This is a genomic window from Actinocrinis sp., assembly GCF_035946395.1.
In the GTDB taxonomy this organism is placed as follows: domain Bacteria; phylum Actinomycetota; class Actinomycetes; order Streptomycetales; family Catenulisporaceae; genus Actinocrinis.
In genome coordinates, this window is sequence record NZ_DASYZI010000357.1 from 1 (window position 1) to 21,992 (window position 21,992).

Annotated in this window: 19 protein-coding genes; 7 read left to right on the forward strand and 12 right to left on the reverse strand. The window is 70.2% G+C overall.

Features of this window, described 5'->3' with window-relative positions:
* Both VGS97_RS22175 and VGS97_RS22180 read right to left on the reverse strand, forming a co-directional pair.
* Positions 1-454 (reverse strand): hypothetical protein (locus VGS97_RS22175; protein WP_326855547.1); only part of this gene is annotated, 454 nt, incomplete at its 3' end.
* Positions 451-1,188: a hypothetical protein gene (locus VGS97_RS22180; RefSeq protein ID WP_326855548.1), complete on the reverse strand. Its 738-nt coding sequence runs from the start codon at positions 1,186-1,188 to the stop codon at positions 451-453. The genes VGS97_RS22175 and VGS97_RS22180, both read right to left, overlap by 4 nt.
* Positions 1,189-1,617: 429 nt before the next feature.
* On the opposite strand from VGS97_RS22180, the gene VGS97_RS22185 reads away from it, so the two are divergent.
* Both VGS97_RS22185 and VGS97_RS22190 read left to right on the forward strand, forming a co-directional pair.
* Entirely contained in the window at positions 1,618-1,968 is a 351-nt protein-coding gene (locus VGS97_RS22185) for a hypothetical protein (protein ID WP_326855549.1), read from the forward strand.
* A gap of 143 nt (positions 1,969-2,111) precedes the next feature.
* On the forward strand, positions 2,112-2,498 hold the full coding sequence (locus VGS97_RS22190; RefSeq protein ID WP_414641792.1) for a WhiB family transcriptional regulator: 387 nt from the start codon (positions 2,112-2,114) through the stop codon (positions 2,496-2,498).
* A gap of 391 nt (positions 2,499-2,889) precedes the next feature.
* Here the strand turns inward: VGS97_RS22190 and VGS97_RS22195 are convergent, their stop codons facing one another.
* On the reverse strand, positions 2,890-5,088 hold the full coding sequence (locus tag VGS97_RS22195) for a hypothetical protein (protein ID WP_326855550.1): 2,199 nt from the start codon (positions 5,086-5,088) through the stop codon (positions 2,890-2,892).
* A gap of 265 nt (positions 5,089-5,353) precedes the next feature.
* Here VGS97_RS22195 and VGS97_RS22200 point away from each other — a divergent pair, with 265 nt between their 5' ends.
* Positions 5,354-5,854, forward strand: coding sequence for an FBP domain-containing protein (locus VGS97_RS22200; protein WP_326855551.1), 501 nt, complete (start codon positions 5,354-5,356; stop codon positions 5,852-5,854).
* 9 nt (positions 5,855-5,863) lie between these two features.
* On the opposite strand, the gene VGS97_RS22205 is transcribed toward VGS97_RS22200, so the two are convergent.
* The 3 genes from VGS97_RS22205 to VGS97_RS22215 form a co-directional block, all read right to left on the reverse strand.
* Positions 5,864-7,210: an AarF/ABC1/UbiB kinase family protein gene (locus tag VGS97_RS22205; RefSeq protein WP_326855552.1), complete on the reverse strand. Its 1,347-nt coding sequence runs from the start codon at positions 7,208-7,210 to the stop codon at positions 5,864-5,866.
* Positions 7,207-8,325: a ThiF family adenylyltransferase gene (locus tag VGS97_RS22210; protein WP_326855553.1), complete on the reverse strand. Its 1,119-nt coding sequence runs from the start codon at positions 8,323-8,325 to the stop codon at positions 7,207-7,209. The genes VGS97_RS22205 and VGS97_RS22210 overlap by 4 nt, the downstream gene beginning before the upstream one ends.
* 82 nt (positions 8,326-8,407) lie before the next feature.
* Positions 8,408-8,566 (reverse strand): DUF5679 domain-containing protein, encoded by a 159-nt coding sequence (locus VGS97_RS22215; protein ID WP_326855554.1) that lies wholly within the window; start codon positions 8,564-8,566, stop codon positions 8,408-8,410.
* Between the two features lie 719 nt (positions 8,567-9,285).
* Between VGS97_RS22215 and VGS97_RS22220 the strand changes: the two genes are divergently transcribed.
* On the forward strand, positions 9,286-9,852 hold the full coding sequence (locus VGS97_RS22220; RefSeq protein WP_326855555.1) for a M48 family metallopeptidase: 567 nt from the start codon (positions 9,286-9,288) through the stop codon (positions 9,850-9,852).
* A 7-nt stretch (positions 9,853-9,859) separates the two neighbouring features.
* On the opposite strand, the gene VGS97_RS22225 is transcribed toward VGS97_RS22220, so the two are convergent.
* The 4 genes from VGS97_RS22225 to VGS97_RS22240 form a co-directional block, all read right to left on the reverse strand.
* On the reverse strand, positions 9,860-12,514 hold the full coding sequence (locus VGS97_RS22225) for a CHAT domain-containing tetratricopeptide repeat protein (RefSeq protein ID WP_326855556.1): 2,655 nt from the start codon (positions 12,512-12,514) through the stop codon (positions 9,860-9,862).
* A gap of 12 nt (positions 12,515-12,526) precedes the next feature.
* On the reverse strand, positions 12,527-13,006 hold the full coding sequence (locus tag VGS97_RS22230; RefSeq protein ID WP_326855557.1) for a hypothetical protein: 480 nt from the start codon (positions 13,004-13,006) through the stop codon (positions 12,527-12,529).
* Between the two features lie 72 nt (positions 13,007-13,078).
* Positions 13,079-13,630: an RNA polymerase sigma factor gene (locus VGS97_RS22235; protein ID WP_326855558.1), complete on the reverse strand. Its 552-nt coding sequence runs from the start codon at positions 13,628-13,630 to the stop codon at positions 13,079-13,081.
* Between the two features lie 62 nt (positions 13,631-13,692).
* Positions 13,693-14,862: a S8 family peptidase gene (locus VGS97_RS22240; protein ID WP_326855559.1), complete on the reverse strand. Its 1,170-nt coding sequence runs from the start codon at positions 14,860-14,862 to the stop codon at positions 13,693-13,695.
* A gap of 522 nt (positions 14,863-15,384) precedes the next feature.
* Between VGS97_RS22240 and efeU the strand changes: the two genes are divergently transcribed.
* Together efeU and efeB are read left to right on the forward strand one after the other, a co-directional pair.
* Entirely contained in the window at positions 15,385-17,442 is a 2,058-nt protein-coding gene (gene efeU, locus VGS97_RS22245; protein ID WP_326855560.1) for an iron uptake transporter permease EfeU, read from the forward strand.
* Positions 17,439-18,767 carry an iron uptake transporter deferrochelatase/peroxidase subunit gene (efeB, locus tag VGS97_RS22250; RefSeq protein WP_326855561.1) on the forward strand — a complete coding sequence of 443 codons (1,329 nt, stop codon included), beginning with the start codon at positions 17,439-17,441 and terminating at the stop codon, positions 18,765-18,767. The genes efeU and efeB overlap by 4 nt, the downstream gene beginning before the upstream one ends.
* A gap of 22 nt (positions 18,768-18,789) precedes the next feature.
* On the opposite strand, the gene sepH is transcribed toward efeB, so the two are convergent.
* The gene (gene sepH / locus VGS97_RS22255) at positions 18,790-19,785 is read right to left on the reverse strand and encodes a septation protein SepH (protein WP_326855562.1); all 996 of its coding nucleotides are present in this window, start codon (positions 19,783-19,785) and stop codon (positions 18,790-18,792) included.
* Between the two features lie 415 nt (positions 19,786-20,200).
* On the opposite strand from sepH, the gene VGS97_RS22260 reads away from it, so the two are divergent.
* Positions 20,201-20,878 carry a trimeric intracellular cation channel family protein gene (locus tag VGS97_RS22260; RefSeq protein ID WP_326855563.1) on the forward strand — a complete coding sequence of 226 codons (678 nt, stop codon included), beginning with the start codon at positions 20,201-20,203 and terminating at the stop codon, positions 20,876-20,878.
* 238 nt (positions 20,879-21,116) lie between these two features.
* On the opposite strand, the gene VGS97_RS22265 is transcribed toward VGS97_RS22260, so the two are convergent.
* Positions 21,117-21,854: a hypothetical protein gene (locus VGS97_RS22265; protein ID WP_326855564.1), complete on the reverse strand. Its 738-nt coding sequence runs from the start codon at positions 21,852-21,854 to the stop codon at positions 21,117-21,119.
* Between the last annotated feature and the right edge of the window lie 138 nt (positions 21,855-21,992).

Below are 21,992 nucleotides of genomic sequence, written 5' to 3' on the forward strand. Positions count from 1 at the left end.
TCTGCACGCGCAACAGCACCAGCACGGCTGCGGGGTGCATTATCGTGTGCGGGATCGCAGCGCAGCCGAACGGCGCGTTCACTTCCAGCGAGACGGTTTCGCCGGGCTGGACGACTGTCCACGCGCCGTTCCACTCGAGTCGCGGCGCGGTCGGTAGAGACAGGCCGACGATCGTCACCGCATACGGACTGTCGTTGCGGATCGGCACCGTCAGGTTGTTGTAGTCGCCGGGCGTGACATACGTCGACGGATTCGTTGACGCACGGATCACCGCGTTGTCTCTGTCCTGTCGCGTCGGGAGCCCGGCGTTGTACGCCCAACTGCTGGCAGCCCCCACGATCAGCGCCAGCACCCCCAGCACGATCAGGCCTCGGCGGCTGCGACGCGTCGCCTCTGTTGCCCCCACCGGTCCCGTCACTCCCGTTGTTTCGTTGCTCGCTGTCTCGCTGCTCATCGCGCGCACACCCGTCCTTGAATCGCGAGCGCCGTGGTGTCGACGGTGAGGATCACGGAGTGCAGCGCCCCGTCCGTGTCGGTCAATGTGACTGTGAGATTTGTGACCTGTTGGGCCGTGCCCTGTCGCCCGGCGACGAGCGCGTGGGTGACCGGGGCGGCTGCGTCGCAGTCCACGGTGATCGTTCCGACCAGGTGGATCGTGCCGTGCCCCATGACGTAGCCATCGTGGTTGTCGGGCTCCAGCTTGGTGTTCCCGGAGAGGTACGGCCCGGTCAGCGTTCCGCCCTGGAGGGAGACCCCGTCCGTGGCGTCGTTCGCGATGGCGATTTCGATTCGCGCCGAACGGACGCCGTTCAGGACGACGGCAGGCGGCGCGGCGTTCGCGGACTCCTTGCCGGGGGTCACGGACTGCCCGAGCGTCGGCGGTCCGCCGAGACGCACGAGGACTTGTGTGCGATCGGTCGCTGCTCGCTGGGCTACGAAGACCCCGTTCACCACCGTCCACCCGATCGCCCCCAGCACCGCGACCAGCAACACCCTGTCGGCCGTGAACTTGATCCGGCGCCAGGCCGGAGTGGTCGGAAGGTGCGACAGTCGCGCGCTGGCCGCGTTCCATAACGCCCCGAAGCGTTTCATCGGGCGCGGCGGCGTCTTGGTCGGACGTGGATTCGGAGGACCGATCCCGGCGTGCGCCTGCGTGGCGGGCGGAGATGAGTCGGTGCTGGTCGACACAGTCCTAGAAGACGCGAGGCGCCGCATCGTCGTTCCCGTCCGTTGCCGTCTTTACCGAGTCGTGCTCTGCCGGATTCTCGCCGAGAAGATTGTCCGGCAAGGGGTGACACTGCCGTTCAACCATGACAGGATAGTGGGGCGATAGCGGGGGAACGCCGTCATGGACGCTCGAACGGCCCACGGGATTTCTTCCGCCACGCAACGCAGGACGACGCGAACGGCGGTTTCGTCGCGTCGAAGAGCACGAAAACGCGCAGGTCAAAAATGGTTTGCGCGGCAAGCTTGGCTCCCCTAGCCTCTCCAGCACGCGCAGTGGGGAGACAGGCCCCGCTCCACCGCAGGAAAAACGGATTCCGCTGTCATCGGCTCGCCCCCGGTGACGGTCAAGCAAAGGCAGGAGGCGAGACCCACGTGACACCAGTCAACGCGATGCCCATCGCGGCGATCCAGTTCGCCACGGTTCCGCCTGCCCGCCTGTCGCTGCGGGAAGCCGCCGTCTTGAACGTTCCCGCCCTCGTCTCCCGGTTCGCCGTGGCTGCCGCTCCGTCCTGGACGGCCGTACTGGCGCGACCGTCGAGCCGCGTCGAGGCCACCGGTGTCGGCTATGCCGTCCCGGCCGCTGCCGAGACGCGCCGCGGAGCCGATGGACCGGGTCACGACGTTCCGAGCGGTACGGCCGCCGGCAAGCGCTTCATCGGCAGCAATGACTATGGCAAGCAGCAGGACCAGCTCCACCTGATGTCCCGTCGGGACCCCCGCTCCTGGAGACCACCGGCCTGACTACGGTCAGCCGAAGCGACCTCCAGGCCGCGGAACCCGATATCCGGGATCCGCGGCCTTCTTCGTTCCCCGGCTCGGCCGGCGGTGCGACGGGGCGGCGGGACCTGAGCCACTTTCAGATCACGACCGAGGAAGACGGCGAGTTGACCGAGACGACGACGCTCGAGACCCGCAGCGACACCCCTGGCACCACCGCACCGACCTACGGCACCGCAGCCGGCGGCGCCGAAGCCGAGAGGAAGGAATCCACGATGCAGCTGACCGTCTTCGAGCCGGTCCCGCTGGCCGACGACCTGCCCTGCCGCTCCACCGACCCGGAGCTGTTCTTCGCCGAGTCGCCTGCGGACGTCGAGTTCGCCAAGAGCATCTGCACTGCCTGCCCGATCCGCGAGGCCTGCCTCTCCGGCGCGCAGGAGCGCAAGGAGCCGTGGGGCGTCTGGGGCGGCGAGCTGTTCGTTCAGGGCGTGATCGTCGCCCGCAAGCGGCCGCGTGGCCGTCCGCGCAAGACCGACGTCGCCGTCGCGGCCTAGTCCCACGGCGCGAGTCAACTACCGAGTAACACTCCCGAAATCAGGAAGCGACCACCCAGATGTCCACGACAGATCTGTTCGTTACCCCGGTCCCCGGTGACGCCAACCCGTCCGACGTGCGTGTCAGGAGCAACATGATGATCCACACCCATTATCAGCTGATCCAAGAACTGCACCGCGAACGCTTACGACAAGCGGAGCAGCACCGCCTCCAGAGAGCGGCGCTGCGTGCGCGGCGTGCTCTCGCTCAGCAGTTGATGCGGTAACACGGCGCACAGACGCCGGGCCGACCGATACGGCCCCTGTGGCTCGCCCGCCTGGAATCTCCGGGCGGGCGAGCCGCTTACTTTGGTGCGGCGACCGCACTGTTATCGGTTGCCGGGACTTGCCCTCACGCCTTCGCGGTCAGTGCGTCGGCCGCCGCGATCAGGGTCGGGATACTGTTGTGGCCCGTGCCCTGGATGCCGTCCGGCGAGACCGCCGCGTGCGACGACGGCGAGAAGCCGGATCCGCCGAAGAACTGACTGTTGATCAGCTGGTTGATCTGTGCGGCCAGTGCGTCGCGCTGCTGGCCGAGCTGCGTCAGCTCCGCGTCGGTTTGAAGGTAGGTCGCGTCGCCGTCCGAGGTCGACTCGATCGCCGCCGTCGCGGTCTTCAGCGTCGCGGTGGCGAAGGCGCCCACCGAGGCGTTGAGCTGCTTGTACACCGCGGCCAGCGACTCCCATAGGCCCAGGCCTGCACGCACGGACGCTGGCAGCGTGCGCGGGTCCAGGAAGCCCATCAGCGGCACACCGTCGTAGCTGTAGTCGTCGCTGAGGCCCAGCAGGGCCATCATCGTCGGCCGGATGTCGGTGTGGTCGGACCACACCGCGTTGGTGACGCCGAGGTGCTTGACCCCCGGGCCGACCAGGCCGAGCCAGGTGGTGTTGATGTCCGGCGCGAAGTCGCCGTGGTTCCATGCGAATCCGGACTCGACCTGCACACAGGGCGAGGTGCAGTTCGGCGCGCCGGCGTACACGTAGTAGTTCGGATCGGCGAACTCGGTCACGGTCGGCGTGCGCAGCGGGTCGCCGCTGACCATGTGCAGGATCTTCATCTCGGCCTGGTCGGCCAGGTAGTTCGCGACCGGGCCGGTCGTGCCGGTGATCGGGTTGGTCGCGGTGACCGCTGCGACCGCCTTCTCGAAGGACCTGGTCACCGGGTCGGCCTGCGCCGGGTTGCCGTTGAGCCAGTAGTTCGGCGCCGAGTCCGAGTGGACGCCGAACGGCGTGGTGTTGTTCTGCTGGGTCGCCAGCAGGCCCCTGATGTTGGCGTTGACCTCGCCGATCGTGGAGTACGTGCACGGGACGGTCACGCCGTCGCAGTTCGCCGGGCTCGGCGCGCCGCCGACGAAGTGGTCGTTCTCGTCGGAGGTCACCACGAACAGGGTGTTGGACTTGTCGATCCCGTCGTTGGCGAGCCGGGTGAAGAACTGCCCGAACGCCGTGTCGTACGACTTGAGCGCCGCGACGTAACCGGCCTGGCCGGGACCGTAGGCCCCGCCGCCGTTGTGGTTGTCGTGCGCGTCGGAGATGTAGGCGTAGGTGACCGGGACGCCGGCCTCCTGCATCTGCGCGACGTAGCCGAGGCTGTTGGCCGCGCTCATGCCGTCGAAGCCGGGGAACCCGTTGACGCCGGTGACCGGGTCGATGATCGCAGTGGTGCCGTCCACCTGGGTGACCGGGCCGGCGGGCGAGATCGCCGGGTTGGTGTACTTCGCGCCGTACAGGGCCTGGTATCCGTCGTAGCCGCCGGGCTCGTCGGGCAGCAGGTCGGGCTTGGCGTTCGAGGAGTTCGCGCAGAGCGTGGAGTCCTTGGCGCAGTGCACGCCGATGCCCACGAAGTCGGCGAAGGCCAGGTTCGGGTTCGCCGCCAGTTCGGCGGCCTGCGCCGAGCCCGGTCCGAACACCTTCGGGATGTCGATCTTGGTGTTCTCCAGGATGGTGTTCGCGGTCGACACCGAGCCGAAGTCGCAGCCGGCCCGGGTGTAGCCGACCCACGGGGCCGGGGTGTTCTTCCCGGCCTGGGTGACCATCTCCGGCGCGGTGTCGGCCGGCGTCGGCGTGGAGGAGTCGGCGACGCCGTCGGTCCAGTACGCGAAGGACGCCGCCGAGTTGGTCGCCCCGCTCGGCGTGTAGTAGCGGAACGAGTTCGAGATCGGCTGGCCGTGGTCCGAGCCGTAGAGGCCGGTGATCGAAGTGAGGATGTCGTTGCCGGTGTGCGCGATCAACGGCGTGTGGTGGTTCGAGTCCACCGTGCCGTTGTCGGTGAGGAAGTTCAGCAGATTCGGCATCTGCTCCAGATCGCTCGGCACGTTCGGGTTGTCCCGAGTCAGGTGCACGTTGTCGAACTGGAGGTAGATGACGTGTTTGATGGAGCTGTCAGGCTGACTGAGCACACAGCCCGGATCCGCGGTCGTGATCGCCGCGCTCCCGGCGCCGTGCTGCGCGGTCCCCGCCTGCGCGGCCGCCGCCGAGGTGCCGGCGACCATGGCCACCGCGATAAAGGGCACTAGGCCGCGGCTGCGGCCCAGCCTTCCCGTGCTTCGCATCCGTTTCTCTCCCAAGGTCGAGACTTCAGCGTCCTGATGTGTGAACCGCCGTCCGGCGGCCAGATACGACGACAGCACAGAAGTAATGCGGTGTCATGCGGGAGGCATGCGAAGGCGTAGTGAACTTCGGGTGACAGCGCTCCGGGCCGGACGCCCTGTGCGCTGGACGATTCGGTGATAATGCGGTTGATCCGGCCGATTGCTCCGGCCTGCTGATTCAGCACCGTGTGTGCGCGCGACCTTTCCCGGCTGCTAGCGTCGGACCGTGATCCCGATCACTGAGGCGGAACTGCGCGAGTCCTTCGTCAACTGCTCGAAGGGTGAGGCGTCCCGGATCGATCCGCCGCGCGGGCTGGCCCGGCTGCCCTGGCTGGATCTGGACTTCCTCGGCTGGCGCGACCCGAAGGCCCCGGAGCGCGGCTACCTGGTGGCCGAGCACCGCGGCCGGCTGGCCGGCCTGAGCATGCGTGCGCCGACCGGGGTGCGCAGGGCGCTGATCAAGACCACGGTGTGCTCGATCTGCCTGACCAGCCACCCGGGTTCCGGCGTGTCGCTGTTCTCGGCCGCCAAGGCCGGTGCCGCGGGGCGTCAGGGCAACTCGGTCGGTACCTACATGTGCGCGGATCTGGCCTGTCCGCTGTACGTGCGCGGCAAGAAGGTCTCCGATCTCGGCGCGCGCTTCGAGGAGTCGATGAGCGTCCAGGAGCAGGTCGACCGCGCCCTGGCCAACCTGGAGCTCTTCATGGACCAGGTCTTCAGGCCCTGACGCTCCGCACTACTCGCCGGCGAATCCCGGCAGCCAGGCGCCGAGTTCCCCGCGCACCGGGACGGTCGCGCCAAGCTGGCACAGGATGCCCAGGCCGCCCATGGTCACCCGGTGGATCAACAGATAACTCGGCGGCAGGTTGAGCCGCCTGCCGAGCGATGCCGCGGGGTTCTTTCCGTTCGCCAGGTGCGAGGCCTGGCGGCGCAGCCACTCGCGGTTGAAGGAGAACCGCGCGACGCGCAACGGCTCTATCAGTGGAGAGAGATAGTCGAGCACGGCCGTCGGATCGAGTTGCGTGCCCGGCTTGAGGAAGCCCTCCGTGCGCAGCGTCTCGGCGACCTCGTCGGCGTTGCCGGCCAGTGCGCCGCGCAGCGCGATCCCGATCGCCTCGGGCATCCCGTCCGGCAGCCGGTTCACCGCGCCGAAGTCGAGTACGCCGAGCCGCCAGCCGTCAGGTTCGTCCGGGTTCGCGTCGTCCGACGTCGGGACGAGCCGGAAGTTGCCGGGGTGCGGGTCCGCGTGCAGCAGACCCACTCGCTGCGGGCCGGAGTACAGGAACCGGACGAGCAGCGTGCCGGCACGGTCGCGCTGCGCCTGCGTGCCCGAGGCGATCACCGTGGCCAGCGGGATTCCGGGCAGCCACTCGGTGACCAGGACGGTGCCCGCCTGCTCGACCACGTCCGGCACGGTGATGTCCGGATCGTCGGCGTAGCCCTTCGCGTAGGCGGACTGCGCGGCGGCCTCGGCGGCGTAGTCCAACTCCTCGGCGATCCGCGCGCGCAGCTCGGTGATCAGCGGCTTGACCTCGATGCCGGGCACCAGCATGCCGAACAGCCGGGAGATCCTGGCCAGTTGGTTGAGGTCGCCGAGCAGCGCCTTGCCCGCGCCCGGGTACTGGATCTTCACCGCCACGTCGCGGCCGTCGTGCCACACCGCGCGGTGTACCTGGCCGATCGACGCCGCGGCGGCCGGCCGGTCGGTGAAGGATTCGAACTTCGCCCGCCAGTGCGGCCCGAAGGCGGCGGCCAGCGACTTGTGCACGGAGGCGGCGGGCAGCGCGGGCGCGTTCTCCTGAAGCCCCGTCAGCGCCGCGCGGTAGGGGCGGGCCAGTTCGTCGGGCAGCGCCGCCTCGAAGACCGAGAGCGCCTGGCCGAACTTCATCGCCCCGCCCTTGAGCTCGCCGAGCACCCGGAAGAGCTGCTCGGCGGTGCGCTGCTGCACCTCGGTGACCACGGCCGCGGCGGGCGCGCCGCCGATCCGCTTGCCCAGTCCGAGTGTGGCTCGCCCGGCCAGCCCGAGCGGCAGCGTGGCCAGTTTCGCCGTCCGGGCTACGGCGCTGCGCGGCACATCACTCACATGGTCCATTCTGCCAGGTCGCCAACGGGTGAGGGCGGTGCGGTGCGCAATGGATCGAGGCTCGGACGAGGGCGTGCGCCCGACGTACAACCACAGGCCGGATGCGCCGGGACCACGAACCGCTCGGGCAGCGCGTACGGCAACGGAAACTCCCACACGGCGCCGATGCTCGGCGGCGTCTGCCCGTCGAGGAAGGCCAGCGCGTGCAGCACGGCATGGTTGGCCGCCAGCGCGGCCAGCGTCGTGTCGCAAGCCGGCCGGGACGTAGCCCCGTCGCCGGCGAGTCCGGCCTTGGTGCGGGGCCAGAGTGGATCGCGCTCGGCACGGGAGAGGTCGCGGCAGCGGATGCACGGCGTGCGACGCGGCACGACCAGCGGGCCGAGGACGGCGCGATCCTCGCAGACCTCGACGACCAGGTGCGGGACGACGTGCTCGGTCAGGTCCGCCAGCAGTTCGGTGGGCGGGCGTTCCCCGGGTGCGACGATCGCGAGGTCGGGGCCCGTGCGGCGAGCCGGGAGAACGAACGTCGCCGAGGGGGCGAGCAGCCGGACGGCGCGTACCACGGCATCCTGGCGCCGCGCCCCGACGTCGCCGTCCCGGTAGCTGCCCGGCCCGGTGTCCTCGTGCTTCACGGTGGCCGAGTCGAGCGGCACGATCGTGCCGACGCCCGACGCGGCGAGCCGCAGCGCCACTTGTGCCCCGACCCTGCCGAGCCCGTACACGGCCGCCGTCACGCCGCGCCGCCGTTCCAGGGCGCGCACCGCGCCGCCGGGCAGCCGGTGCCGTAGGCCGAGGCTGCTCAGATCCGGATCGAGCCTGGCTCGCTCGGCCGGGCTCAGCGCGGCCAGTACAGAGGTGTCGAGCGCCGCGTCGTCGAGACAGCCGTCGGCGGCCAGCTGGTCGAGCAGGCCGAGCGTGTCGTCGCGGGCTACCCCGATGCGCTCGGCGTAAGCGAGCAGTGCTTCGGTGTCCCTGGTCCCGTCCAGCGCGTCGATCACGGCGCGCACGACGGCGGTCATCCGGTAGCGGTGCGTGGTGGCCGGTCCCCGGCCGAGTTGGAGGGTTCGCCCGTCGTGCCAGATCCGGCTCAGCGCCGGCTTGAGTACCGGTCGCATCGTGCTTCGAGCCCCTCCGTGTCCGGGTCGTGGCGCCGGACGTCCTGTGCGTGCGTCCGGCGCCCCTGAGCTACCGTCCGGGTCAGGCCTTGCCGAGAATCCGGTTCACCTTCGTGCCGCAAGTAGGACACGTGCCCTGGGCCATCCGGCGCCCTGAATCGTTGACCTTGACCTCTCCGGTGAAGTGCCGCTTCTCCTTGCACTTCACGCAGTAGGCCTCGCCCGTGTATGTCTCGGCCATGTTCGGCCCTCCTGTGTTCCTGGCTTTTCGCGGTTGAACGCGGCTATGCGCTTCGGTCCGCCGGACCCGGCGGCGAAGGACGATAGGTCACCCTACGCGAGAGAACTCACCGCACACGCATCGTGGACCACGCCCGCGGGGGAACCACGAATCGCTACGCACGTTCGGGTGAGTTGTGCTACCGCACTTCGCCCGAGGGCGTGAAAAGGTCGCTGTCCGGGCTCGCCGTTTCGGCCACCCCGCGCGTGGATAACACCCCATCAGAAGCATCCCGCGCACTGACCCCATACGTCACAGACGCCACGGCCCCGCACGAGACGCCCACAACAACTCACCCCCGGCAACACGCCGCGGGGCCCCCAGGCGCACACTCCACCACCGGGCGCAAAGCCACGGGGGCGAGAGCTGTTTTCCGAGAGCCCCGCATCCGGGGAGCGACGCTACGGTCTGCCGGGGTCGAGCGTCAATTGAGTCCCACGGACGGCTGTGGATAACTCTGGGGACAACCTGGGGAAAGTCCGGCGCGTCCCTGTGGACATCTCGGCTCTGCTTGTGGAAAACCCTGTGCATGACCGTCCGGCAGCCCGGCTGACCAGCGACGCGAAAGAATCTTGAAGAATATTCGAGAATCCCGCGTCTGACGGTCTGTGGACAAGTTTTCGGCGCCGTTGCGCCGACAAGACGGGCCCAGGCGGCGTTCAGCCGCTAATTTGGTTGACATGGCAGCGGATCGCCCAGATCGCCACGCGGCCGGGACCGCGGCGGCCGACCCGGCCGTCGAGGTGCGTCGCTCGTCACGCCGCCGCCGCACCGTGTCCGCCTACCGCGAGGGCGACCGGACCGTCGTGCTCATCCCGGCGCAGATGTCCGCGGGCGAGGAGGAGCGCTGGGTTCGCGCCATGCTCGACCGGCTGGAACGGCGGGAACGGCGCACCGCGCTCAACGAGCCCCAGCTGGCCCGCCGCGCCCACGCCCTCTCGGCGCAGTACCTCGGCGGCCGGGCACGGCCGATGTCCGTGCGCTGGGTCGGCAACCAGGCGTCGCGCTGGGGCTCGTGCACGCCGGTCGACGGCACCATCCGGATTTCCGACCGGGTTCGCGGCCTGCCCGAGTACGTCGTCGACTACGTGTTGCTGCACGAATTGGCACACCTGATCGTGCCGAACCACGGCCCGGATTTCTGGGCGCTGCTGGACGCGTATCCACGCACCGAACGCGCGCGCGGTTTCCTTGAAGGCTATTCGCGCTCCGACGACGACACGGACGCGGACATGGACCAGGACTGAGCCGGGCTCAGCCCGCGCCGAAACAGACGAAGCCGCGCGCGTCCGGTACCTCTTTCTGCGCGCTGACCAGTGCCTGAGTCGGCGATAGCCCGGCGCCCAAACCGATGTGGAAGAGGTTCATCAGCGCCCGGGTCTCCTCGTCGCCCACCGGGGCGACCGAGGCGATCAGCGTGCGGGTGCCCAGCGCGAACACGGCGCTGGCCACGCCCATCAGCTCGTCACCGGGGCGGATCCCGCCCAGCGCGGTGTCACAGGCGGAGAGCACCAGCATCGCCGGCGCGCGCCGCATGCCTTCGAGGTCGTACACGGTCAGCGGCCCGTCGGCCAATTCCAGACTGGAGAACAGCGGGTTGTCGGAGCGGAAGCGGCCGTGCGAGGCGATGTGCGCCAGTTGCGCCCCGTCCAGCGCCTCCGCCACCGTCCGCGCCGTGGCGTTCGCGCCGATCAGCGGGTTGGCCAGCGGGTAACGCCGGGCCAGCTCGCGGATCTCCGCCTCCGCGTGCGGCAGGCCCGGACCGTGCGCCAGCACCACCTGCCCGCCGGCCTGGCCCTGCGGCGCAGCCTTCTGTCCCGTCGCCGCGGTGAGCCAGGAGCGCGCGGACGGCGAGACCGTCAGCTGCCGCCCCGTCAGCGAGGGCAGCACCGGCCACGCAAGCGCGTGCAGCGAACCGGTGGGCACCAGCACCAGCGGTCGGTCGCCGATCTGCTTGGCCAGCGGCCGCACCAGGGCGTCGTCGAGCTCGCGGCGTGCATACGCGTAGGCGGCCTGCGCCGCCTGCTGCACGGCCGGCGACCCGTAGCGCTTGGCCATCCGCCCGAGCGAGAAACGCAGGGATTCGAACTCGGAGAGCACTGCTTTATACGAGCCCAGATGGTAGTGCCGCGAGCGCCCGTCCACCAGGCTGACCGCGTGCAGCGAGTCCTCCACGCGCACGTACTCCACCAGCACCCGCTCGCCCAGCTTCTCGCTGAGCGCGGTCAGATCCAGCCGTGGCTGCGGCGCGTACTTCCCGCCCGGCGCCCACTGAGCCGACTCCTTGACCTCCTGTTCCAGTCGCACCCGCTCGGTTTGCAGCCCGCGCACGCTCTTGCCGGCCAGTCCCTCGTCGCTGATCTGCATCATCACGGCGCGCAGCCGACCGAGGCGCTCGGCGAACGCGGCGTCGTCCGGTGGGCGCACCGGCCGCAACTGTAGCGACGCGGCCCGCCACTGCTCGGCGCGCACCAGCACCTGCCTGGCCGAGCCGCCGGACAGGGCGAGGCGCAGCCCGGTCGCCGCCAGATTCGCGCCCAGCAGTGTTGCACCGGTCCGCAGATCGGTGGCGCCCAGTGTCGCGACGTAGTCCGCCGCGACCCGCAGCCCCCGGTCCACTGCCCGCCCGGCGCCTGCCGCGTCGCCCCGGGACTCGCGCAGCGCGGCCTCGGCCTCCCAGCCCACGACGCGCAGGCGAGCTGGACCGCTGTTACGCGCGGACGCCACCTGGGTGAACAGCTCCGCGGCCTCTTCCGTGCGCCCGATGGCCAGCGCCGTGCGTGCTGCGAGCAACTTGCTCTCCTGCGGCGTGACCAGCCAGCCGGCCTGCTCCAGCTGCGCGGTGTTGCGCACGATGTCCTGGAGTATCCGGGCGCTGCGCTCCCCGGCGGCGAACCGCGCCGCGTGCTCGACCGACCGCGCCCAGGACGCCCAGTTCGGCCGGCGCTGCCGGGTGAACGCGATCCGCGCCGCGTGCGCGTACTGCGCCGCCGCCGCGGCATCGCCCGCAGCAAGCGCCGCGTTCGCGGCGGACAGCCGCGCCTCGGCGGCGTTCAGGACGAAACCGTTGCGGTCATGGCCTTCCGCCGCCTGCTCGGCGTAGTGCCGGGCATCCTCGGCCAACCCGGCGGCCAGCAACGCGTCGGCCCGGTCGGAGAGCACCGACTCGATGGGCCTGCCCATCTGCTCGCCGACCAGCCGTGCCTCGTCCAAGCCGCGCAGCGCCCCGGGCAGATCGCCCGCGCGTACCGCTGCGAAGCCGATATTGCACAGCGCCCGGTGATACAGCGCCTTGAAGCCGTTGTCGGAGGCCAGCTGCTTCGCGCGGGTGAGATCCCGCTTCGTCTCGGCGTGATTTCCCCGGTACGCCAGCAGGATGCCGCGGTTGTTGAGCATGATGGCTTCCCAGCGGGCGTCGCCGTGTTCGCGCAGCACCCGCTCGGCCGCGCTGTGACAGGCCAGCGACTCGGCCGTCCTCCCGATGCGCTGGAGCACCAGGCCGAGATTCACCTGGAGCCTGGCCAGTTCCAGCTTGCCGTCGGGGAGCGAGGCGAGTTCGGCTTCGGCGAGCGTCGCCTCGGCGAGGGCCGCCTGGGTGTTGCCGGCCTCGGCGAGCAGCACCAGCAGCGAGGTGCGTGCTTGGCTGGTGCGTAACCGGTACCCCTTGCGCTCGCCCAGCGCGACCGATCGGCGCAGCGTCGCGCGGGCGGTTGGCACATCGCCGAGCCAGCTGTGCGCGAGGCCGAGCGCCCGCAGCGCCACACAGGCCGCCTCGTCCTGCCGGTCCGCGTCCACCAGCGCCGTGGCTCTGTCCCTGGCCGCGCGCGGGCTGCGGTTGACCTCCTCAATGAGCTGCAACGCCTCCCGGAGTCGGCGGGCTGCGAGGTCTGGGGCGGCGGCCGTGGTCACGGACTCAGCTTCTCAGGTGTCGACCCATTCAGTCACGACCTGGGCGCCGTCGGGCAACGTACACCGCAGTCTGATCAGGCCCGCCGGGACCGAGGTCAGGGTGAAGCGGCCGAGGTGGTCCACCGGCGCGGTCAGCTGCTGGCCGGACTGCGCCGCGGTCTCCAGCGCGACGTGGTGCGGGCCGGACGGCACGAGCTGCCCGATCAGCTTGCGGGCGCCGTTGATCTCGGTCGCCTCGATGGCGACGGTCATCCCGGGGGCCTCGAAGGTCAGCAGCTTCGCCTCGCCGTGCGCCCGGGTGGCCGAGCCGACCAGCAGCTCCTCGTCGATCAGCCTGGCGAGCCTGGCGTCCATGTCGCACCAGGCGAAGGCGGATCTCGCCGCGGCCCTCACCGCGTCCGGAACGGGATCGAGGTGATCGAGCATCGCACCGACACGTCTGAGCAGCTTGGCGTCTTCGACGTTCTCGCCGATTGAGCGGTTGCTTTCCATATCCTCATTCCCCCGATGCGGTAGGACGGCTGAGTCGTGGCGTTGCCCGGCTGTGCCGGTATCGCGGACGGGTTACGTGACGGCGGCGAGTCTTGCTCGCAGCTGGCCGAGGCAGCGTGCCCTGGTCGGTCCGATCGAGCCGACCGGCATTTTGAGCGCTTCGGCTATCTGCGCGTAGCTCTTCAGCGGCGACACCGCTAACACCCGTAACAGGCACTGGCAACGTTCGGACAGCGCCGCGAAGGCGTTCCACAGCTCGCGGTACTCGTCCTGGGCGATCGCCTGTCGTTCCGGGTCCTGGTCCTCGTCGCCGTCTTCCTCGTCGGGCCCGTCGAAGATCGGCACCTCGCGGTCGCGCTTGCGCAACACGCTGATGGCCTCGCGCCGGGCGGTGGTGGCCAGCCAGCCGGCCAGCCGATCCGGGTCGTTGATGGATTGCAGGTGCTCGACCAACCGCAGCCAAGTCGTCTGGCACACGTCCGCGGCGTCCGCGTCGGAGAGCCGGAAGCCGCGGGCGATCGACCAGACGAGCCGCTCGAACCGGTCCACCAGCCGGTCCCACGCCGTCTGGTCGCCACAGGCTGCTGCGGCAAGCAGCTCCTGGGTGCTCGTGTCGGTGTCCACACCCATCCCCTTTCCCGCTCTGACCTGATCGTCAGCGCGGGAAAGGGTATCCACCAGGTGGGTCATTCGACCACTACACCGAAGTCCGGTCGGGTCTGGCGGGTCGCCCGGTCCAGCAGGAAGTCCACAGCCTCGGAGGCGCTCATCTGCTTCGACGCGATGAGGTTGGCGACGGCTCCGGCGACGCGCGGCGCCGCGAACGAGGTGCCCGACCACTTGGCGTAGCCGTTGAAGCGCCGCCCATCCGGGGTGCTGTCGGTGATGAACGGGCCGACGACGTCGGATCCGACCGTGCACGCGTCCACCCACCAGCCGTGGTTGGAGTACTCCGCCCTGCGGTCGTCGGTCTCCAGCGCGCCCACCGCGACGCAGCCCTTGAGCGCGGCCGGCCAGAACGGCCGGTTCGAGCCGTCGTTGCCGGCGGCGACGACGACCACGGTGTGCTTGCCGAAGCGGGCGAGCGCGTCGGAGACCAGCGGTGAGGGCAGGTTGTCGAAGCTGTAGCCGCCGAGCGAGAGGTTGAGCACGTCGAGCGTCTCGCCCGAGGCGGTGATCCGCCGGTGCAGGCTGGCCAGCCGGCCGAGCAGGTGCAGTTCGTCGCAGATGCCGTCGTCGTCGAGCACCCGCTCGATCATCAGGAACGCGGAGGGCGCCTGGCGCAGCAGGATGCCCGCGACGAAGGTGCCGTGGCCGGTCTGCGCGTCCGGCTCGTAGTGCGAGCCGCTCGGGATCGGGTCGAGCTGGTCCGCAGTGACCAGGGCGAACCAGTCGGTGTCGGCGAACCAGGGGTGCTTGACGATCCCGGTGTCCAGGATGCCGGCGATGGCCCGGCGGCCGGCGGGGTTGCCCGCGGAGGGCTTGGGCAGCGAGGCGGCCGGCTGCGGCAGGTTGAACGGGCCGCCGCCGTAGTCGGGCGCGGTCTGCATCAGGTGGTTGAGCGAGGCGGAGATCGGGCCGTCGCTGTGGCCGCGCAGGTCGGTCGTCAGCTCGCAGACGTCGACGCCCGCCTCGGGGCGCAGGTGCAGCCGGGTGACGCCGACCTCGAAGAGGTCCTCGCGGCGTTCGGTCCACTGGTCCGCCGCCTGGTGCGCCCGGTCGGCCTGGGCCAGCGGGACCAGGATCTGGTCGCGCCGGTGCAGCACGTGGCAGTTCCCGTTGAGGCCGGCGCTCAGCACGAGGTCGCCATGCCGGGCCAGCAGCCTTTCCAGCCTTGCTTCGTAGTCGAGACTCATTTGCGGGATTCCCTCCATGGCAGTCTTGGCCAGCCGAGGCTTAGCACGTCTGCCCCGTTCCGCGGCGTCGGGCGGGAGCCCGCGCCGCACGGGGCGCGCCCTCGCCGCCAGGCCGTACCCCCGTGACGTCCTGACCGCGAGGGCGCGCCCCGTGCAGCCGTCCCGACGCCTGTCTGCGAATCCCCCCACAGGCGTCGGGACGGTCCCCCAGCATCCACCCCACACTGACCTCGCCGGGCTCTCCCCTTCCCGGAACGGTCAACAAGTAAGAGCGGGGCTGACGGCGTCCTGATACATGCGGTCCGAAGTTTTTTTGTGATGAGCCGTGGTCACCACATCAGCGGTTGTTTCGCGGCCCAGGCGTCACCGGGATCACACCCGTCGTTCATTCCCCGGTCCTTGCGGCCCGAACCAGAACGCAAGATATGGTTAGGCTTGCCTAACAAGTCATGATCGGCCGTGCTGGACCAGCCATGCTCGATCAGCCATGCTCGATCAACCGTGCCCGAGGATCTGCCGCATATGTGGAATGACGTGTTCCCGAGCTTTCTGATCGGGCTGCGCGAGGGCCTGGAGGCCGGGCTCATCGTCTCGATCCTGGTGGCCACGCTGGTGCGGGCCGGCCGGCGGGCCCGGCTCGGCACGGTGTGGGCCGGCGTCACCGCCGCCGTCGCGCTGAGCCTGTCGTTCGCAGCCGTGCTCACCTTCACCGCAGCGAGCCTGCCGGCCGGCGGGCAGGACGCCTTCGGCGGCGTGCTCTCGCTGGTCGCGGTCGTGTTCGTGACCGCGATGGTGTTCTGGATGCGCCGCTCCGCACGCAGCTTCTCCGGGGACATCAAGGCCCGGGTGACCGAGGCGCTGGGGCGGGGCGCCGGGGTGCTCGCGTTCACCGCGTTCGTCGCGGTCGCCCGCGAGGGCCTGGAGACCTCGCTGTTCCTGTGGACCACCGCCAAGTCGGCCGGCAGTTCGCAGGGCCCGATCATCGGCGCGGCGCTCGGCGTCGCGCTCGCGGTGGCCGCCTGCTGGGGGCTCTACCGCAGGGTGCTGCGGATCAACCTGGGCCGCTTCTTCGCCGTCACCGGCGCGGTGCTCATCGTCATCGCCGCGGGCGTGCTCGCGTACGGGCTCGGCGACCTTCAGGAGAGCGGGCTGATCCCGGGGCACACGGCTCACGCGTTCGACCTCTCGTCGATCGACACAGAGTCCTGGTACGCGACGCTGATCTCCGGCACCCTCAACCTGACGCCCACGATGAGCCGGCTCCAGGTGCTCGGATATCTGCTGTATCTGCTGCCGACGATGTACCTGTTCGCCCGCGGAGTGCGTCAGGCGCCCGCGCCGTCAGCCGAGACCGCGGCGAAGCGTGCGGCGAAGCAGGAGCGTGACGTGGCACGCCGGGTTCCCCGGTGGGCCATCGGAACCTCGATCTTCGCGGTGCCGGCGGTTGCCGCAGTGGCCGCGATCGCCGTGATCGGCCCCGGATCGAGTGCCGCCGCGAACACCATCGACCTCAGCGAGTCCGGCTGCGGTTCCGGCTGGAGCAACCCGGCGGCCGGGGCGCAGAGCTTCACGCTCGCCAACAACGGCCGCAGCACGGCCGAGGTCTTCCTGATCGATCCCGCGGACAACGCCGTGTTCGCCGAGATCGAGAACCTGGCGCCGCACACGCAGCGGCCGATGGCCGTCACGCTGTCCGCCGGCTCGTACGCGTTCCGTTGCGCCTTCACCGACGGCACCGCGCTCAGTTCGAAGACTTACACGCTCGGCGGCGGTTCGTCCGGCGCGAGCACCGGCTTCGCCCCGGTCACCGACCAGGACATGCAGCAGCCGGTCAGCGACTACCGCGCGTACGTGCAGCAGAACCTGCCGGTACTGCTGGCCGACAGCGAGAAGCTCGACGCGGACCTGACGGCCGCCGATCTGACTGGCGGCGGCTTGGCCGCAGCGAAGGCGCACTGGCTTATCGCACACCTCGACTACGAGGGGCTCGGTGCCGCGTACGGCACCTTCGGCGACTTCGACGGCCGGATCGACGGCCGGGCCACCGGGCTACAGAACGGCGTGAACGACGCCTCGTGGACCGGCTTCCACCGCATCGAATACGGGCTCTGGCACGGACAGGACGCCGCGCAGCTCAAACCGTTCGGCGACAAGCTCGTCGCCGACGTCCAGGGCCTGATCAAGGCGTTCCCGACGCAGACCACCGATCCGAACGACCTGCCGCTGCGCACCCACGAGATCCTGGAGAACGCGTTGCAGTTCCAGCTCACCGGGATCTCCGACTACGGCAGCGGCACGGCGCTGGCGACCGTGTCGGCCAACCTGCACGGCACGCAGGTGGTGCTCGGCACGCTGATCGGCCTCATCGAGCCGCGCGATCCGCAGGCCCTGACAGCGATCAACACGTGGATCAAGACGGTGGCCGCGGACCTCGACGCGGCGCACGACCCGGACGGCTCGTGGACCGCCCTGAATCAGCTCTCCACGACACGGCGGCAGAAGATCGACGGGGACCTCGGCCAACTGCTCGAACAGCTCTCCGTGGTGCCCGACCTGCTAGAGGAGCGAAGCAGCGCATGACAGGCATGGACGACGCGCCGGACGCCGGTACCGGCTCGTGCCCCTTCGCCGAGCTCGCCGATCCGGACGCGCACGGCGACTTCCGCCACGCGCTGCGTCGGCGTTCCTTCCTACGCGGCGCGGCGGTCGGCGCGGTCGGGGCCGCGGCCGTCACCGCAGGCGGATTCGGGGTCGCGCAGGCCGTCTCCTCGTCCGGCTCCAGCGGTACCGGCAGCGGCCGCACGATCGGGTTCCACGGCGCGCACCAGGCCGGCATCCTCACCCCGCCGCAGCTGGCCGGCACCTTCGTGTCCTTCAACGTGATCGCCGCCGACCGGCCCGCACTACAGCAGATGTTCAGGACCCTGACGCAGCGGGCCCGCTTCCTCACCGCGGGCGGCACGCCGGTCGATCTCGGCGTCGCCTCGCCGCCGTCGGACAGCTCGACGATCGGCCCGGTCGTCGTCCCGGACGGGCTGACCATCACCGTCGGCGTCGGCGCGTCGCTGTTCGACGGCCGGTACGGCCTGGCCGCGCGCAAGCCGGCGAAGCTCGCGCCGATGCCCGCGTTCCCCAACGACAACATGGTCGACTCGACCGAGATGCACGGCGATCTCTCGATACAGATCTGCGCCGACAACCGGGACACGGTCATGCACGCGCTGCGCGACATCGCCAAGCACACCCGCCAGTGGCTCCAGCCGAACTGGAAGGCGGACGGTTTCCAGTCCCCGTCCCGTCCCACCGGCGCCCAGCGCAACCAGCTCGGCTTCAAGGATGGCATCGCCAACCCGGACGTGGACTCGGCCGCCGAGACCGCCGCGCTGATCTGGACGCACGGCGGCGCGAACGGCGAGCCCGGCTGGACCGAGGGCGGTTCGTACCAGGTGATCCGGATCATCAGGATGCTGGTCGAGTTCTGGGATCGGGTCTCGCTGACCGAGCAGGAGAACATGTTCGGCCGGCGCCGGGACTCCGGGGCGCCGCTGTCCGGCGGCAAGGAGACCGACATCCCGCTGTACGCGAACGATCCGGACGGGAAGATCATCCCGCTGGACGCGCACATCCGCCTGGCCAACCCGCGCACCGCGAAGACCGACCGCCAACGCATCCTGCGCCGCGGCTACAACTACGACCGCGGCGTGGACGCGAACGGCAACCTGGACGTGGGCCTGCTCTTCGCCTGCTACAACCAGGACGTGGTGCGGCAGTTCGAGGCGGTGCAGACCCGGCTGATCGACGAGCCGCTGGTGGACTACATCTCGCCGACCGGAGGCGGCTACTTCTTCGCCCTGCCCGGGGTCAAGGACGCCTCGGACTACTACGCCTCCGGACTGTTCGCCTGATTCGGACGATCGCCCTGGCTCACTACTCGCCGCCCTTGCGCCGCCGGGTGCCGAAGACGATCTCGTCCCAGGACGGCACGGTCGCCCGCTTGCCCGGAGTCACGCCGTCGTTGACCGCCTGCTGGTCGGTCGAGCCGCGCAGCCGGTCCTTGTGCGGACCCACCGGGCCGAACAACGCGTCCGAGTACGCCGAGCCGGCGCCGGCCTGACGCCGCGCCGCGGGCTCCTCGGCCGCCGGAGCCGTCGGCGGGCTCGCCGACGCCGCGGAGGCTACCGGGCGCAGCGGTGTGACGACCGAGTCCCCGGACGCCGACGCCGATGCCGCGGCCGACGGGCGACCCTGCCAGGTCGGCAGGGCGGTGACCGACGAGGTCGGACGTCCCGGCTCGCCGCCCGCCGCGGCCGGGAGCCTCGGCTGGCGCGGAGTGAACGGGAACGCGTTCTCCGCCGCCACGTCACTGGACAGCAGCCGCGCCTCGTCGTCGGCCGGCGTGACCAGGCGCCGCGGCGGGTCGAAGGCCCACGTCGCCTCGTAAGGTAGGCCGCCGATGCGGAAGGCGAGGCGCACGGTCCAGACGCCGTCTTCCCGGCGCCACGAGTCCCACTGCGTCGAGTCGTGGTCCGGCTCGCGCTGCGACAGCCGTTCGCGCACCACGTCGCCCAGCTTCGGCCCGTGCGTCTCCCCGGCGCGGCGCACCTGGGTGTTCTGCGCCCGCTCGGCCATGAACGCCCGCTCGGCCAGCACCGGACCCTCGAACCGGCGCACCCGCTCCAGCGGGATGCCGGCCATGTCCGCCACCTGCTCGGCGGTCTGGCCGCCGCGGATGCGGGCCTGGATGTCCCGGGGGCGCAGCTGGGCGTCCAGCTCTATCTCGATCTGGCCGAGCCGGGCCCGGTCGCCGCGCACCGCGGCGCGCAGCCGGTCGTCGATGGCGAGGAAGAACTCCTGGCCGTCCGGGGCACGCAGCACCAGACGGTCGCCGTCGCCGGTGACCGCCATCACGCGCAGTTCGGTCATGAGACCTCCTGGGTGCTGCCGCTTCTGGACGTAATACCGAGTGTGGCGCGCGGGTCTGGGGTTCGGGAAGATGCCACGCCCGTTCGGCGCAACTCGCGGGGGCGCGCGTTACCCGATCGGGGGACCGCCGTCCGGGCAGCGCACGATGCGCGCCCGGCAAGCCTGATCCGCGCGGTCATCCCTCTTATCCCCCTTGACGCTTCCGGAAACCCATCGCACCGGCCTTCTTCGATGTACTCGTCGTACTCGTCGTCCGGTCCACCGTATCAGCGTGCGCAGCCCGAACGGAGTCCCAACGCGGTACGAGACAAAGCAATCCGGCTTCCCCCGTGAATGCAACTGTAGCGAAGCCACACGCATCGAGACACGTGGAATCATCCGGTCAACGGCTGTGCCGACTTGAGAAGATGTGGACGTGCATCCCAACGCCCTGCATCTGCCGATCCTGTTCGACCTGCTCGGTGTTTTCACCGCGGCGGCGTCCGGCGCGCTGACCGCGATCCGAAAGGAGCTCGACCTTGTCGGCATCGTGGTGCTCGGCGCGGTCACCGGCCTCGGCGGCGGAGCCGTACGGGACTTGATGATCGGTGCGATTCCCCCTGCCTTCTTGACCGATTGGCGATATCTGACCGTTGCGACGGCGGCCGTGGTGACGGTGGTCGCGGTGGAGCACTGGCCGCTTGCGGCCGGCGCCACGCTGCGTGAACGGATGGCGGCTTCGAAGGGTTCGATGGCGGCGAGCCTCGCCTTCCTGGTCGCGGATTCGCTGGCCCTCGGCTTCTTCGCGGTCTCCGGCACCGGAAAGGCGTTGCAGTACGGCCTGGCCTCGGTCCCGGCCGCGCTGCTCGGGGTGGTGACGGCGGTGGGCGGGGGAGTGGTCAGGGACATCCTCGTGGCCGAGGTGCCCACCGTGCTGCGGCGTGATTTCTACGCGATCCCGGCTCTGATCGGCTCGCTGATCATCGTGCTCGCGGCGTGGCTGGAGCCCGCCGCCACACCGCTCGCCTTCGTCGCGGCGGCCGTCACGGCCGCGCTGCGCATCGTCGGCGTGCGGCGATCGTGGCAGGCGCGCATTCCGCCGTCACGGCGGTGACGCGGGCTCGCCGCGTTGACGCAGGCCGCTGACATATCGCGGATGGCGGTGCGCCGCGCCGGAAATCACCGTATTTCCGTTCACCTTGGAACAACTGTGCGACCGAATTGCGCTGCGGGCCGGCACGCTCGTGTCCGAGCCATATCCGCCGATTCAGAATACGGATAACCTCGCGTCATCCGCGAGGCTTTTCCGGTTACCCGGCGGGAGTTGAGAAGCCGGCGCGGTGAGAAAGCGATTACAGCGCGCCCTGGAGCGAGAGGCGGGCGATCTCCCCGTCGCGGTCGAAGAAGCAGCGGCCGAGGTCCACATAGTCCGCGCCGCGCGGACCGTGGATGTGGATGCCGGTGAACACCGCGACGTCGGCCGGCACCTCGTCGTCCCGCAGCACCTTGATCACGGCGTCAGTGTCCAGGTCGATCAGGTCCCTGGTGATCCGGGTGATCGTCAGCAGGTCGGGACGCCCGGAGATCCGCGGGGTGATCCGCTCGCGCAGCCTGGACTGCTCCGGGTCGTACTTGTCCAGGTAGGGGTAGTCCGAGGTGTGCGTGTCGTCCCCGGTCAACTCGTCGTGCAGGGCCATGAGAGCGCCGCAGGTGCGCGATACGCCGGGCACGCCGGGCCGCTCGCAGTTGCCGATCGTCCCCGCGTCGTCCACACCCACGTGGGTTAGCCCGAACAGGACGAAGGTGCGTCGTCCGTTCACCAGCGGGGCGTGTCCGCGCGCGGCGGCGATACCCGTTCGGCCCAGCGTGAGCAGCCCGGCCAGTCCGGCCATGTCGAACGCGGGCCCCCAGGCCCGTTGCAGCTCGGCGGTCAAGCCGAAGGCCAACTCGTCCCGGCAGGTCGCGATGAGGGCCAGGGCCGAGCCGCGGTGCACGCCGTGCGGTTGGAGCGAGTCCTGGGTGGAGTGGACGAACTGGTTCGCCGGGATCGCGGACGGGAAGTCGCGCGCCAGCGTGGCGGTGAAACTCACGTGGGTCCTTTAAGTCCGGGTTGTGCCTGCGCCGAGCCGACAGGCTGATGATCGCACAGTCGCACGCAACCTGACTTGAACCGGGCCGCGGCCGGGTGGCTATGATGGGAGTTATCTTGACGTCGAGATAAATAGCGG

Bases quoted from the DNA above. Each gene is read 5' to 3' on its own strand.
- VGS97_RS22185 (WP_326855549.1), top strand. From the start codon at position 1,618: ATGCCCATCGCGGCGATCCAGTTCGCCACGGTTCCGCCTGCCCGCCTG.
- VGS97_RS22195 (WP_326855550.1), bottom strand. From the start codon at position 5,088: ATGCGAAGCACGGGAAGGCTGGGCCGCAGCCGCGGCCTAGTGCCCTTT.
- VGS97_RS22210 (WP_326855553.1), bottom strand. From the start codon at position 8,325: ATGCGACCGGTACTCAAGCCGGCGCTGAGCCGGATCTGGCACGACGGG.
- VGS97_RS22215 (WP_326855554.1), bottom strand. From the start codon at position 8,566: ATGGCCGAGACATACACGGGCGAGGCCTACTGCGTGAAGTGCAAGGAG.
- VGS97_RS22220 (WP_326855555.1), top strand. From the start codon at position 9,286: ATGGCAGCGGATCGCCCAGATCGCCACGCGGCCGGGACCGCGGCGGCC.
- VGS97_RS22230 (WP_326855557.1), bottom strand. From the start codon at position 13,006: ATGGAAAGCAACCGCTCAATCGGCGAGAACGTCGAAGACGCCAAGCTG.
- VGS97_RS22240 (WP_326855559.1), bottom strand. From the start codon at position 14,862: ATGAGTCTCGACTACGAAGCAAGGCTGGAAAGGCTGCTGGCCCGGCAT.
- efeU (WP_326855560.1), top strand. From the start codon at position 15,385: ATGTGGAATGACGTGTTCCCGAGCTTTCTGATCGGGCTGCGCGAGGGC.
- efeB (WP_326855561.1), top strand. From the start codon at position 17,439: ATGACAGGCATGGACGACGCGCCGGACGCCGGTACCGGCTCGTGCCCC.
- sepH (WP_326855562.1), bottom strand. From the start codon at position 19,785: ATGACCGAACTGCGCGTGATGGCGGTCACCGGCGACGGCGACCGTCTG.